The 14,454-nt window shown below is 58.4% G+C and carries 12 protein-coding genes; 4 read left to right on the top strand and 8 right to left on the bottom strand.

The features are described 5' to 3' along the window. Positions 1-63: 63 nt before the first annotated feature. The 6 genes from N7578_RS12340 to N7578_RS12315 all read right to left on the bottom strand — a co-directional run bounded on the left by N7578_RS12340 (position 64) and on the right by N7578_RS12315 (position 7,603). On the bottom strand, positions 64-1,983 hold the full coding sequence (locus N7578_RS12340; protein ID WP_311110614.1) for a potassium transporter Kup: 1,920 nt from the start codon (positions 1,981-1,983) through the stop codon (positions 64-66). A gap of 15 nt (positions 1,984-1,998) precedes the next feature. Next, complete coding sequence (locus tag N7578_RS12335; RefSeq protein WP_311110613.1) at positions 1,999-2,976, bottom strand: magnesium transporter CorA family protein; 978 nt, start codon at positions 2,974-2,976, stop codon at positions 1,999-2,001. 340 nt (positions 2,977-3,316) lie between these two features. Next, positions 3,317-4,450 carry an Mrp/NBP35 family ATP-binding protein gene (locus tag N7578_RS12330; protein ID WP_311110612.1) on the bottom strand — a complete coding sequence of 378 codons (1,134 nt, stop codon included), beginning with the start codon at positions 4,448-4,450 and terminating at the stop codon, positions 3,317-3,319. A 113-nt stretch (positions 4,451-4,563) separates the two neighbouring features. After that, complete coding sequence (locus N7578_RS12325; RefSeq protein ID WP_311110611.1) at positions 4,564-5,787, bottom strand: CmpA/NrtA family ABC transporter substrate-binding protein; 1,224 nt, start codon at positions 5,785-5,787, stop codon at positions 4,564-4,566. Positions 5,788-5,865: 78 nt separating this feature from the next. Beyond that, complete coding sequence (locus N7578_RS12320) at positions 5,866-6,606, bottom strand: autoinducer binding domain-containing protein (protein ID WP_311110610.1); 741 nt, start codon at positions 6,604-6,606, stop codon at positions 5,866-5,868. A gap of 154 nt (positions 6,607-6,760) precedes the next feature. Next, entirely contained in the window at positions 6,761-7,603 is an 843-nt protein-coding gene (locus tag N7578_RS12315) for an IclR family transcriptional regulator (RefSeq protein ID WP_311110609.1), read from the bottom strand. 109 nt (positions 7,604-7,712) lie between these two features. Between N7578_RS12315 and N7578_RS12310 the strand changes: the two genes are divergently transcribed. The 4 genes from N7578_RS12310 to N7578_RS12295 are packed head-to-tail and all read left to right on the top strand — an operon-like array spanning position 7,713 to position 10,930. Continuing rightward, positions 7,713-8,483: an SDR family oxidoreductase gene (locus tag N7578_RS12310; protein ID WP_311110608.1), complete on the top strand. Its 771-nt coding sequence runs from the start codon at positions 7,713-7,715 to the stop codon at positions 8,481-8,483. Continuing rightward, on the top strand, positions 8,483-9,397 hold the full coding sequence (locus N7578_RS12305; RefSeq protein ID WP_311110607.1) for a 2-dehydro-3-deoxygalactonokinase: 915 nt from the start codon (positions 8,483-8,485) through the stop codon (positions 9,395-9,397). Before N7578_RS12310 ends, N7578_RS12305 begins: the two co-directional genes overlap by 1 nt. Positions 9,398-9,408: 11 nt before the next feature. Continuing rightward, positions 9,409-10,038 (top strand): 2-dehydro-3-deoxy-6-phosphogalactonate aldolase, encoded by a 630-nt coding sequence (locus tag N7578_RS12300; protein ID WP_311110606.1) that lies wholly within the window; start codon positions 9,409-9,411, stop codon positions 10,036-10,038. A gap of 4 nt (positions 10,039-10,042) precedes the next feature. Beyond that, complete coding sequence (locus N7578_RS12295) at positions 10,043-10,930, top strand: SMP-30/gluconolactonase/LRE family protein (protein WP_311110605.1); 888 nt, start codon at positions 10,043-10,045, stop codon at positions 10,928-10,930. A 101-nt stretch (positions 10,931-11,031) separates the two neighbouring features. On the opposite strand, the gene N7578_RS12290 is transcribed toward N7578_RS12295, so the two are convergent. After that, complete coding sequence (locus tag N7578_RS12290; protein ID WP_311110604.1) at positions 11,032-12,384, bottom strand: EAL domain-containing protein; 1,353 nt, start codon at positions 12,382-12,384, stop codon at positions 11,032-11,034. Between the two features lie 107 nt (positions 12,385-12,491). Continuing rightward, on the bottom strand, positions 12,492-14,126 hold the full coding sequence (locus N7578_RS12285) for a response regulator (protein WP_311112489.1): 1,635 nt from the start codon (positions 14,124-14,126) through the stop codon (positions 12,492-12,494). Positions 14,127-14,454: the final 328 nt, after the last annotated feature.

The raw sequence follows: 14,454 nt of genomic DNA, 5'->3' as shown, positions 1-14,454 counted from the left end.
GATGGTTGGTTAACGCCGGGCGTGGATACGGCTTCACGTTAATGTGTAACGAGTTTCTAACACTCAGATGACGACGTGAGAGCCGAGTTCCACCACCCGGTTTGCCGGGAGCCGGAAATAATCCGACGGGTCGGCGGCGGTTTCGGCAAGTGCGATGAAGAGACGGTTCTGCCACCCTGGCATGCCTGATTTGGGGTCCGGCACCAGCTTGCGGCGACCGAGGTAGAACGATGTCGACATGATATCGAACTTGTAGCCCGTGCGCCTGAGATAACCGAGCGCCTGCGTGACGTTCTGCGTTTCCATGAAGCCGAAATGCAGCTCCACCACGGCGAAACGCTCGCTCATCTTCGTCAGGGTATATCGATCTTCCGGATGAACGCGTGGCTGATCCTCGGTGCGGATCGTGAGGATGACGTTCTTGTCGTGCAGAACGTGGTTGTGCTTGAGGTTATGCAGCAGGGCAGCAGGCGCGGTTTCCGGATCGCCCGTCAGGAAGATCGCCGTTCCCGCCACGCGCACCGGCGCATGCGCGCTTTCCTTCTCGACCGAAGCGATGAATGCCTTCAGCGGCACATCCGTGCGGCGGGTCTTGGCGAACAGGATTTTCGAACCGCGCTGCCAGGTGGTCATGATGATGGTGAAGGCAATCGCCAGCAGAACGGGAACGTAGCCGCCATCGTGGATCTTGATAAGGTTCGCGCCAAGGAAGACCAGTTCAAGCGCCAGAAGCGGCGCGAGCACGCCCACGGCGAGATAAAGCGGCCACTGCCAGCGCTTGCGGACGAATTCGAAGAACATCAGGCTGGTCACGACCATCGCGCCGGTCACGGAAATGCCGTAGGCCGTCGCAAGCGCGTCCGAGCTTTTGAAGGTCAGAACGAGGGCCACGACACCGAAGAGCAGAACGGTATTGACGGCCGGAAGGTAGATCTGCCCCGTATTGGTTTCCGACGTGAAGAGAATCTCCATCCGCGGCAGATAGCCAAGGTGAATGGCCTGGCGAACGAGAGAAAACGCGCCGGTGATGACCGCCTGGCTTGCAATGATGGTGGCGGCCGTCGCCAGAATGACGGCAGGCAGGATCGCCCATTGCGGGAACATCAGGTAGAAGGGATTGGCCATCGCGGCCGGGTCTTTCAGGACAAGCGCGCCCTGACCGAGATAGTTGAGCGTCAGCGCCGGGAACACCAGGCAGAACCATGCCCACTGGATCGGACGGCGGCCGAAATGGCCAAGGTCCGCATAGAGCGCTTCCGCGCCGGTGATGGTCAGAAACACCGCACCAAGGACGATGACACCGTAAAAGCCTTCGCTGGCCAGAAACTCAACGGCGTGCCACGGGTTGAACGCATACAGAATGCTGAAGTCATCCGCGATGTGGACAAGACCTGCCAGCCCCATGACGATGAACCAGATTGCCGTGATCGGGCCGAAGAATTTTGCGACCGTTCCCGTGCCATGCGACTGGATGGCGAAAAGACCGATCAGAATACCTACGGAAATAGGGATCACGAACGCGTCCATCTCGGGCGTCACGAGTTTCAGACCTTCAACCGCGGAAAGGACGGAAAGTGCCGGCGTGATCATCGCATCGCCAAGGAACAGCGCCGCACCGATCAGGCCAAGGAAGATAAGAACGCTGCGGTGCGTGCCAGCCGTTTTCATCAGCAGCGCCAGCAGCGAAAGCGTACCGCCTTCACCATCGTTGTCCGCCCTCAGAAGGAGGCTGATGTATTTAAAGGTGACGATGATTGTCAGCGCCCAGATCATCAGCGATGTCAGGCCGATCACTTCCTCCGGGGTAACGCCGTCATGGGAAATCGGCCGCAGCGCTTCGCGGAAGGCATAGAGCGGGCTTGTGCCGATATCGCCATAGACAACGCCGATGGACCCAAGGATGGCTGCATAAAGTCCCTTGTTCTCGTGCCCTTCATCGGCTTCCGGTTTTTCGGTAGTGTCCTTGTCGAAGACTTGCGACATGATGATCCTGGCCCTTCAGAGCCAGCCCTTCCAGCGGAAAAAGAGAAACGGGATGATTGCGGACATCAGCATGATGACGAGCGCTGCCGGATAACCGAGCGCCCATTTCAACTCCGGCATGAACTCAAAGTTCATACCATAAACCGATGCCACGAGCGTTGGCGGCAGGAACACCACCGAAGCGATGGAAAAAATCTTGATGATGGCGTTCTGCTCGACATTGATGATGCCAAGCGATGCATCCAGCAGGAAGGTCAGGTTGCCGGAAACGAAAGACGCATGCTCGGATAGCGACTGGATATCCCGCGCGATCACCTTGCCCAGCTCTCTCGCCTCCTTGTCCTTCTGGATCTGGACACTGGTGTGCAGAAAGGTCTGCACCCTCGCCAGCGAGGCCAGACTGTCGCGAACCTTCGAGATGAGGCGGTGATAGGCGGCGATGTTGGCAAGGCGGTCTTCGAGATATCGCGGCTGCTTGCGCTTGTTGCGTGACTGGCTGCCAAGAATGTCTGCCGCGAGACTGTCGATACCCGCCACGGAATTTTCGAGAATCTCCGCCGTGCGATCGACGATGGTTTCCAGCAGCTTCAGCAGCAGCGCGGCCCCACTGCGCATCTCCTGCGGTACGCGGGTGATGGCGGCGATGAACAGATGGAACGATTTTGGCTCGGCGTAACGGATCGTCACCAGGCGCTCGCCCGCAAGAATGAAGGCGACATCGGTGAGGCGTGGATCGTCTGAATCCGCCTTCCAAACCAGGGAGCCGGTCATAAAGACATTACCGTTCTCGATATAGAGGCGGCTGGACGGTTCGATATCCTTGAGATCTTCGCGGGTCGGCAGGTCAAGGCCGAGCAGCCTTTCCACATGCTGCTCTTCCGCCCTATCGGGATTGACCAGATCAATCCACACGACATCGCCCGGAATCTGACCGGTCCCATCTTCTGGTGACAGGCCGATTGCCTCGCAATTGGCGCGATAGGCTTTTATCAATCTGTTTCTCCGGTCTGCGTTCGCGCTCCGACCGCAGTGCTGATTAACACATTCAACTCGCTATCGGCAAACCGTAGAATGTCGCATGAAAGAACATTCTACCGCCCCAGATTTCACGTTCCACCTGCCTTGAGGTGATCCATGAGCCAAACGGCGCTGGCGTATGCGCCCAATGCAAGATGGAATCAAGAACTATTTTTTCAAACGTGTCGGGAGCTTGCTGCATCAACGTCCTGACATGCGTATCAGTTTCGGACGACGACCATTTAACGAACTGTTTTGACCGGCTTATTTCGCGCGGCGGGTATAGTCTTCAAAATACCGGACCTATACTTTGGTCTTATTCGAAAACAATTCTGGGTGCCGCTTTCCGTTCACCGGAGCCAATTCTGGCCCATACTTTTTCGGCGATCTCACGGTAGACCTGCGCCTGCGGACCATTCGGCTCGGCAGCAACGACCGGCGTTCCCGCATCCGACATTTCGCGGATGCCTATGGTCAGCGGCACCTCTCCGAGGAACGGCACGCCGATACGTTCAGCTTCCGCCTTCGCGCCGCCATGGCCGAAAATATCGTAACGGGCACCGGTATCGGGAGTGATGAAGTAGCTCATGTTCTCGATGATGCCGAGCAACGGCACTTCGACCTTGCGGAACATGGTGATGCCCTTGCGCGCATCGATGAGGGCAAGATCCTGCGGGGTGGAAACAATGACCGCACCGGCCAACGGCACCTGCTGGGCAATGGTCAGTTGCGCATCACCCGTGCCGGGCGGCATATCCAGCACCAGCACATCCAGCTCGCCCCAGGCAACCTCGCGCAGCATCTGCATCAGGGCAGACTGCACCATCGGGCCGCGCCAGATCATTGCCGCTTCCTCATCCACAAGGAAGCCCATGGACATGACTTTCAGACCGTAATTTTCCATCGGAACGATAATGCGGCCTTCAAGCTGCTGCGGCCGCCCCGAAATTTTCAGGAGCCGGGGAAGCGACGGACCATAGATATCCGCATCGAGAATGCCCACGCGCAGGCCGAGGGTCTGAAGCCCAAGCGCCAGATTGACGGCAGTCGTCGACTTGCCGACGCCGCCCTTGCCCGAAGCGACAGCAATGATGGCAGCGATGCCGGGTACGCCCACTTTCGCCCCGCGCGGTGCCTGGGTCTGCGCTGGCGGACGGCCCGCTGCAGCCGCCGGGCGCGCCGGTTGCTGCTGGCCCGGCTTGCGATCCGCCGTCAGGGCGACGACCGCTCCTGCAATCCCCGGCACGCTCTTTGCGGCGTTTTCAGCGGCAAGTCTCAGCGGCTCCATTTCCTCGGCTTTGTCGGCGGGAACGGTGATGGAGAAATAAGCCTTGGAATCGGCAATGAAAATTTCCGACACCATACCGAGGCTGACGATGCTTCTGCCACTATCGGGATACACGATAGCCTCCAGCGCCTTTTCGACCTGATGTTTGCTGACCTCTGCCATGTGCTTCGTACTCCACTGCATCATCCGCCTGGAACAGGGATGCGTTTCCACGTCACCCATAGACAAGCCGGAGCGCTCCGACAATCTGTCAAAGCATCATCCGTCGTCAGCTTTCAGATTTCGTCGTCCATATCGAGCGTTTCCGGGTCGAAAACGTGGCCGTCAAAAAAGCGATCCGGACCGAGCACAAGACCTGTTCGTGAGGCTCCGACATAAACAGGATGTATCAACGTACCCTCGAGTTTCAGGTTCGCAGCCGGGACAGGCACGAAAAGCGGTTTCATCGCCTTGCGAAAAATATCCGGCCTGTAAGAGTTCCGCACGGCTTCCACCGTGGCCGCATCATGGCGCAGGTTTCCATGGACCTCGCCCCAGCGCATCATCTGACTGAAGAACCACAACGCCTGACTCTGCCAGGGAAAATTGGCTGCCTTGGCGCTCGTTATGAAAAAATCGGGATATCGCTGCATGTCGCGTAGCGACGTCGAGATATAACCGGTCAAGGCGGGCAGGAGAAAATCGCCCCCCGTGTGAAGATAATGAGGAGCGGCCAGAATGCCGGCCAGTTCCTCGATATTGGCAGGATTGCTGCACCACTCCCCCGCACGGTAAAGTGCACGCAGCAGGCCTTCCAGCGTGCCCGCATTTTCATCCGCCCAGGAGCGTCTGGTGGCAAGAAGTTTCTCGGGCGCGTTCTGCCATATCAGGGCGCCGGTCGTGACAATCCTGCCAGCGCCGCCGAGAACGGCAGCACTGCCTGCGGGTTCGGAATTGAAAATCGCGTCGACCTTTCCGGCCTCCATCAATTCCGGCAAGGTTTGCGGAGACGCCTCGATCATTTCCATGTCCCGCCCAAGCAGAACGCCGCAACTTCCGAGCAGGTAGCGCAGCGTATAAAACGGCGTGGAAAAGATACTCTCGACTGCAAATACGGGCGGATGTTCCCCTGCAGACCTGCGGGCCGCACAGACACGCGCCATGGCGCGGCCAAACGCCGCCGGGTCGGGCAGTTTCATGCCCTCGCGATAAAGCTCATCATAAAATTCGTGGGAAACAGCGATGGCCGAACCGCCAAGCGCCAGCGTGAACACGCCGATTATATTTTCCGGAAGATCGTCCAGTCCCAGTGCTGAACCAACCGGAACAGGTGCCGGAACATGGGCAATCTCGACTTCGTTCTCGCTCAGTGCGCCGATCACGGCGCGGGAGGTTTTCTTGCGGACAAGCTCCAGAGCCACCCCTTCATCGGCAGCAAAGCCCTTTTCGGCAGCAATGACCAGCACAGCGCAATCGACGGTAGGAGAAAATCCCGCTTTTACCTTACGCTTTTCCGGCAAACGATTTCTCCTTTCCGGTGATTCGGAAAGAGGATCGCCCACGAAACCGTTTATCACAATGATAAAATAGCGGTTTCGTTATTTTATCAGGCCAACTCTCAGTGCTTTGGCAACCGCCTGCGTGCGGTTCACGGTATCAAGTTTCTTTGTCGCCCGGTTCAGATAATGATTGATGGTATGTTCGGACAACATCATGATTTCGGCGATTTCCGCACTTGTCTTGCCGGCGGCCGTCCAATTCAGGCAATCAATCTCACGTTCGCTCAACGTTTCGGGAACGCGCAGGTCGAGACGGCGGATGTCCGAAAGACGTGCGAATATATGAGTCGCGATATAAAATAGCTCCGCGATCTGGCCCTGCTGCAGAGGCGTCTTGTTCCCCGAAAAGGAAACAGCCCCCCTGTAAGCGGTCACATCATGGACCGGAAACCAGACCGAATTGACCATTTCAAACCGCTCGAACAGGCCGGTGGCCGTTTTCTTGACGGTCGCATCCGCCTCCTTTGAGAGAAAATCAAGCGAAACGGCAAATGGCGTCGTGGTCTTTCTCAGCTGCGCCATCACCTTGCTTTTCTGCAAAAGGCCTTCTTCGTCATAACGCTGCAAAAGCTCGGCCGGCCAGCTGGTGATAATGGTGTGCTGCGACAGGTCGCTCATGATTTCCGCGGACAGATCGAGCACCATGAAGGCCTTGAAGCCCCATGCCTCGGTCAACCGTTTCAAAAAACGGAAAATATCGAACTGGGTGTTGAGAAGTGCGATCTCGCGAACGCAATCAACACCAATCGTCGAAATGGCGGTCGTCTCTGTATTCTGCATGAAGCGATTCTTCGAAAATGGGGAATGCCTTTGCGAAAGCCAAATCCTTCACACGGCAATTGTTGTGAGTTTTACTCTGGATAATGATTCATGCAAACACAAGTTGAATATTCGATCACACACGCACGGTTGGAAGAAATTTCCACACAGGCCATCATGCTTTGTACTGTGAGCCGCGCGTGGCCACGGGCGGCAACCTGCAGGCAAGCTCCAACGCGATCTTTCCAGCGGTTTCACGCACAAGCGGCCCCCACTGCGTCAACTGCTCCAGGCTGATACGGTATGCGGGACCTGTTACCGAAATCGCAGCCTGAAAAGCACGCCCCTCCGCCCGAACGGGTGCGGCGACACAGTGAATGCCGACCTCATGCTCCTCGAGATCGAACCCGAATCCAGCAGCGCGGATCGCGGCCACCTCAGCGAGAAGCGCCTCCGGCCCTGCAAGGGTATTCTCCGTGAAGCGGCGAAAATCCAGACTTTCCGCGACAATCCGCATTTCGTCGTCGGGCAGAAGCGACAGCGCCGCCTTGCCGACCCCCGTGCAATAGGCCGGAGACGCATTGCCGACTTGCGAATGCATGCGCAGGGCGTGTTTGCCCTCTATCTTGTCCAGATAGGTTATCTCTCCACCGTGGAGAACGCCAAGATGTACGGACTCACCGGTCGCTTCATGCAGCGCGGCCAGATGAGGTGCGGCGACGTTGCGAAGATCGTTGCTGCTCCACGCGCGGGCAGCAAATCTCAGAAGCCTGAGACCTGCCACGTAGGTCTGGTCGGTCGACTGCTCGATCAACCCCTCCGCAAGAAGATGGCTCAACTGGCGATGGACAGTCCCCCGTGGCTGGCCGGACGCTTCCAGAACATCGGTAAAGCGCATCGGCCTTTCAGATAGCGCAATCAGCTCGAGCAGCGACATCGCTTTGCCAAGCGTGCCGGTCGCATTTTCCGTCTGCTGGCCCTCGACCGGAACCACGTCACGCTTTTCGTTATCGCCCATGCCGCATCTTCCGCTAGCGCCTTGACATCCGTTCGAAGCCAAGAGAATAATTCCACCTATTAAAATCTAGTTCCAAATAATGGAACACGCAAGTTCAAATCACGAGACGATGCCGATGATCGAAGCGCAGTTTCCCGACCTCAAGGACGCAGGCGTTCTGATTACAGGTGGAGGCTCCGGCATTGGCGCCGCGTTGGTGGAAGCCTTTGCCGCTCAGGGCGCGAGAGTTGCTTTCATCGATATCGCCGAGGAGCCAAGCGCTGCCCTCGCAGCCCGGCTTTCGGCAACGGCGCGTCATCCCGTGACATTTTTCAAGGCCGATCTGCGCGATGTGAAAGCGATCGGCGACGTGGTGAACGAAGCTGCCACGAGCACGGGCGGCATCAAGGTGCTGGTCAACAACGCTGCCTGGGATGACCGCCACGACATCGATACCGTGACGGAAGCCTATTGGGACAACAACCAGTCCGTCAATCTCAAGCAGATGTTCTTCACCATCCAGGCGGCGCTGCCCCACCTCAGACAAGCACGCGATGCGTCCATCATCAATTTCTCGTCGATCTCCTTTCTGCTCAACATGGGAGAGCTGCCATCCTACGCCGCGGCAAAAGCCGGGATCATCGGGCTGACGAAAAGCCTCGCCGGACGGCTTGGGCCGGAAAACATCCGCGTCAATGCGCTGTTGCCCGGCATGATCGTGACGGAGCGGCAAAAGGAACTGTGGCTGACGGACGACGGCATCGCCACGACGACCGGGCGGCAGTGTCTCAAGAACACGCTTTACGCAGCAGATCTGGCAGGCCCATGCCTGTTTCTCGCATCCTCGGCATCACGCGCCATCACGGCGCAATCCATTATCGTAGACGGAGGTCTTTTATAATGTCCGAACCCGCTTTCATCGCCGTTGACTGGGGAACCACCAGCTTCCGGCTATGGCTTCTCAGCCGATCGGGCGAGGTGCTTGCCGAACGGCGCAGCGCAGAAGGCATGACGACCGCCATGCGAACCGGCTTCCCCGAGGTGCTGCAAACGCATCTCGACGCCATTCAGGCTCCGCAAGACCTGCCGGTTCTCGTCTGCGGCATGGCGGGAGCACGGCAAGGCTGGGTCGAGGCCGGTTACATCGACGTTCCTGCCACGCTTGCCTCCGTCATGGAGAGCGCGGTGCGCGTTCCCGGACAGGCACGGGATGTCCGCATTCTGCCGGGTCTGGCCCAGAGAGCCGCGACGTCTCCGGATGTCATCCGCGGTGAGGAAACCCAATTGCTGGGCGCGCTCACGTCAGCGGGCGGAGGCGAAAAACTGGTCTGCATGCCCGGCACGCATTCCAAGTGGGTTACGGTCGATGGCGAAAAGGTCACGGGTTTCGCGACCTTTATGACCGGGGAGCTGTTCGACGTCATCTCCAAACAGACGATCCTGTCGCACGCGCTGGCCGAGGCCGAAAGCTTCACCGGCGAACACGAAGCGTTCCGGGCAGCCGTCGCCGATATCTACGAACGACCGCATATGGCGACCAACCGTTTCTTCACCCTGCGTTCGGGACAGCTGCTGCACGGACTTTCCCCGACAGACGCCAAGGCCAAGCTCTCCGGCATCATGATCGGCCTCGAAATCGCCGGTGCACACTCTATCGCCTCGAAAGACACGCCCGTGGTGCTGATCGGCTCCGGTCCACTCAGCGCGCTGTACGAAGCTGCCTTCAAAACACTGTCCATCCACTATACGGTCATTGACGCAGACGAGGCCGTACGGCGCGGATTGCTCGCCGCCGCAAACGCCATCTGGGCATAAGGAAAACCATCATGCGCATTCCCTTTCCTTCCATCAAATATCCGCTGATCGCCATTCTGCGCGGCCTCAAGCCCGAAGAAACGGAGGGTGTCGTTGGCGCCCTGATCGAAACCGGCTTCCGCGCCATCGAAATTCCGCTGAACTCTCCCGATCCGTTCCGCTCCATCGAGATCGCAGCAAAAATGGCCCCTGCCGATTGCCTGATCGGCGCCGGAACCGTGCTGACGACGGAACAGGTCGATCAACTGGATGCGGCTGGCGGCAAGCTGATGGTCAGCCCCAACGCAGACCCGGACGTCATCATCGCAGCCCGCGTAAAGGGCATGGTGACCATGCCGGGCGTTTTGACACCGACCGAGGCACTGGTCGCCGCCAAGGCTGGCGCAACGGGTCTGAAATTCTTCCCGGCCAGCATCATCGGCCCTTCCGGCATCAACGCGATCCGCACGATCCTGCCGAAGGATCTGCTCATTGCCGCAGTGGGTGGCGTTTCGGACAAGAACTTCGGCGAATACACAAGCGCTGGCATCACCGCCTTCGGCCTCGGCACAAGCCTCTACAAACCCGGCATGACCGCAGCAGATGTTCGCGAGCGGGCGGTCGTCACGCTTGCCGCCTATGATGCAGCAATCGGAGGCTGAGCTGATGACGACCACCCATCCCTTTGCCGGAACAGTGCTTTGTACCGCGCCGCTGATGCTTGGCGAAGGTCCGACCTTCGACCCCGCAACGGGCACCGCCTGGTGGTTCAACATTCTCAAGCGCGAACTTCATGAGCTGCACCTTGCCTCCGGTCGCAAGACCGTGCACGCATTGCCGTTCATGGGAAGCGCCCTTGCGAAGATCGATGACGGCAGACAGCTGATCGCATCGGACGATGGCCTGTTCATCCGCGACACGGCGACGGGCGCTTTTACCCTTCACGCCGAACTCGAGAAGGATATTCCCGGCAACCGCTCCAATGACGGACGCGTGCACCCTTCGGGCGCACTGTGGATCGGCACCATGGGGCGCAAGGCGGAAACCGGTGCAGGCAGTATCTATCACGTCGCGAAGGGCGTCGTGACCAAGCTGTTTTCGAACGTCAGCATTCCCAACTCGATCTGCTTCTCGCCGGACGGCACGATCGGCTATTACACCGACACCAAGGTCAACAAGCTGATGAAGGTGCCGCTCGACCCACAGACGGGTCTGCCTGTCGGACCGGCCGAAGTTTTTGTCGACTCTTCGGATGCGGACGGCGGGATCGACGGCTCGGTCTGCGACGCGCAAGGCCATATCTGGAATGCGCGCTGGGGCATCGGCGCGGTCGACCGCTACGATCCCGACGGCAACCATGTAGCGCGGTACATGTTGCCAGCGGGCCAGACAACCTGCCCGGCCTTCATCGGACCGGATGCCTCACGCTTGCTCGTCACGTCCGCCCGCGAAAACCTGGATGATGACGCCGTCACCGCCAATCCGCAGCACGGCCAGACATTCGATCTGGGCATCGAGGTCAAGGGCGTCTTCGAACCGGCCTACCGGCTCTGACGGGGAACTGGCCCCTCGCGCTTTAATCAAAAAAAGCCCCGAAACGGTTTAAGACTGTTTCGGGGCGTTTTTTTGAACCTTGGTTGCTAGCGGACGGCGCATTATGGCGTCTCGAACGGCATTTCCCGGTAATTTTCGTGAAGGTAGCGCTGCGTAGCGGCGGCATCGGCGGGACGGCCGTAAAAATAGCCCTGCCCCATGGCGCAGCCAAGCGCACGCAGCTTTTCCTCTTCCAGGCGATCCTCTATCCCTTCGGCTACGACCTCCAGATCAAGACCTTCGCACATGGCGACGATAGCCTTGATGATGTGTTCGGAAGGGCGGTCCGTGCTGATGCGGGAAACGAAAGCCCGATCGATCTTCACCTTGTCAAAGGTAAAATCGCGCAAGCGACCGAGGCTGGACTGGCCCGTACCGAAATCATCCAGCGAGATGCGAACGCCAGCGGCCTGCAAATCGCTAATGATCCGCTGGGCGGTGTCCGCCGATGTCATTACCGCCGTTTCGGTGATTTCGAGCTCGACGCGATGCGGATCGAGGCCAACGCGGGCCAGAATGGAAAGAATGTTGTCGGCCGTGCCCGGGTCCATCAGCTGCGCGGACGACAGGTTGAAAGACAGGAACAGCTCGCGCGGCCAGAACAGTGCGGCTTCCGCCGCTTTTCTCAACAGGGTTTCCGAAAGAGCGTCAATAAAGCCGCGCTCTTCGGCAAGCGGCACGAAGACTGCCGGCGAAACGAAACCGAGATCGGGATCGTTCCAGCGCGCCAGCGCCTCGAAGCCGACGACCTTTGCTTCTTCCAACCTGACGATCGGCTGGAAATGCACATCGATGGCATCGGCAATGATGGCGTTTCTCAACGCCTGCTCAAGCTGCGTGGCGCGCTTCATTTCCTGCGCGATTTCACGCGAATAAACGGTGATCTGGCCACGTCCGCGACGCTTGGACCGGTAGAGGGCCGTTTCGGCGCTTTTCAGAAGATCCTCGAACTCATGGCCTGCAAAAGGATAGATCGCAAAACCGAAAGACGACGAAAGGCGCACATTGCGGTCACCCAAATCGTAGGGCGCGGACAGCACATCCTTGATCATGTTGCCGATGCGTTCGGCACCGGTTCTTTCGAACACCAGCGGCAGGACGAAAGCAAATTCATCGCCATCATGGCGGGTGACGACAGCACCATCGGGAATGCAGGCTTTGAGACGATGAGCAACCTGACAGAGGATTTCATCACCGGCCTGCGCACCGAAAAGATCGTTGATCGGCTTGAAGCCATCGATGTTGGCAATGCCGACGGTAAACGGCGCCGGATCGTTTGAGCGCTCGCTGGCGAGCATGCGCACCTTGTCACGCAGACGGTATCGGTTACCAAGCCCGGTCAGCGGATCGCTGTACGCCATGGCTTGCAACTCGTTCTGGCTGACCTGCAACATGTGCGGTTCTGCCCGTTTCATACCTCATCCCTATGAATCGCCCGTCGACCGCGCTCACAATGCAGGGCAAGTATTAAAAAAGCCATAGCTCCCCAAGCAGATGCACGAAACATGGCCATCACCTGCCGTCAGGCCCGCTCGCGAACGTCCCTCTTTCCGAAGACACGCTGAAAAACCGCCTCCACCATGTCGGGGCTGACGGGCTTGAGCAACATTTCGTCCATGCCCGCCGATACGCATTTTTCCCGATCACCTTCGAATGCATGGGTGATGACGCCAACAATGGGAACACGTTCTCCATTTTCCAGTTCACGCATCCGGCGAGCGACTTCAAAACCGTCGATATCGACAAGCGTGGTATCAAGGAGCACCACGGATGGGCGCTGTTCGGCAAACAGTCGCAACGCCTCTTCACCCGAGGTCGCGAGCCTGCATCCGAGCCCAAGTCCCTCGAGTATCTGAGAAAAGACGATCTGGTTGACCTTGTTGTCTTCGACGAGCAGCACATCACCGGTGTCATCGCACCGGAGAAATGCCGGCGTATCCTCCGTCACGATTTCCCAGCTGTCATCCTCGTCGGAAACTTCCCGATCCGACATCTCAAAGGCGGATGCAAGGCTGCGCAACAGTGTCGCTTCGATCTGATTCCCGTCGATCGTCACGACAGGCAGTTTTCCAGCCTCGGCGTGATCGAGGCAGGCAACACTCATCTGATTGTCTACGACGACGATATCGATCGCCACACCGGCAGAGGCGGCGATATCGATGAAGTCGCGCTGCTCATCTTCGCTTGCGACAACGGCATACTCGATTCCGCACTCTGCAAGCCGGCGTCCAGCCGCTTCCGCAAATCGGGGATTTGCCGTCACCAGAAGAACCGCCCTGCCTTTCAGAGCCCTGTCATCCGCCGCCGGGGTTTCAGCATCGTCACCGCCTTTACCGAACGCAGACACGACGAAGGACAGGTGTTCCAACGAGGGAATGACCGGCGTTCCCTGCGCGTCTCTCACCGCCAGCGCGGTAATGTCCTCCATCGTCGTCACCAGGAAATAGCGTCCCGGACGGCCGACCCGCTGCTTGCGGGTGATGGTGAGCACTTCTTCGCCGTTCAGACGCGTTACCCGCTCCGGAAGAGTCGTCTGTGTGCCGTTGTCGAGAACCAGCCGGTCCGCCGCATCGATCCTTTCGGCGACATTGCGCGAATGAAGATCGAAAACCGTGCGCCCGAGAATGGTTTCGGCGCTGGTTTCAAGCAGCGCACAACCAGCCTTGTTGACCGCGACGTAAGCAGTGTTGCGGTCTTTCACGAAGATGGAAAACGGCAGATTGTCGAGAATATCCTCGACCAATTGTACGCGCTCGAGATCCAGCCGCCACTGTTCCTCCCGCTTCTTTTGCTCGGAAATATCGGCAATGACGCTGATGCCAAGTCCGGAAGGCAACCGGTTCATGACGAACCGCAGCCAGCGCTCGCCCTTGTGACGCTCCGTCTTCTCAGACCGCTCACGCCAGTGCAGCGCAAGGCGCTCTCCGATCCACTCCTCGCGACCAAACCGACCGGCACTGACGGCGGGATTGCCAGCGTCATCAAGGCAACAATCGTAGAGGGCGCCGAGATAATCGCGCAGACGCGTCCCTGCGGAGATTGCCGCTTCATTCAAGGGAAAAAAGGATAAAAGCTTGCGGCTGGCAAAAACGATGTGGTCATTACGATCATAGACGACGACCGCCGCACCAAGTGCGTCGCAAAGAGCATCAAGCATAGCCGTATAAATGCCTGCGCCGGATGGCGCCAAATCGCTCAACTGCACACCCCCACCTGTTCTTTCAATCAGGCTCATGCTTCTGCTGGAATCGTCGCGTTTCCAAAAAAGAGACATCAGGGTATGTCGCTTGAAGCAATCCCGAGGATAATAGGACGGGTACCCGCATCGCCGTCGATTTCCTTCCTGAGGGGAAGGCCTCATTCATGCATTCATTTCAAGTCGGCCGACCTTATCCCGGGCCGATTAAAGGGCGATTAACATTGTAAAGAATGCAGGAAGAATACGGCACTCCATCAACTGCCGTCAAAACATGTGCATATTTTCG

It is taken from the genome of Agrobacterium tumefaciens, assembly GCF_031801495.1.
GTDB classification, from domain to species: domain Bacteria; phylum Pseudomonadota; class Alphaproteobacteria; order Rhizobiales; family Rhizobiaceae; genus Agrobacterium; species Agrobacterium tumefaciens_K.
This window is presented reverse-complemented; position numbering and strand designations above follow the sequence as displayed.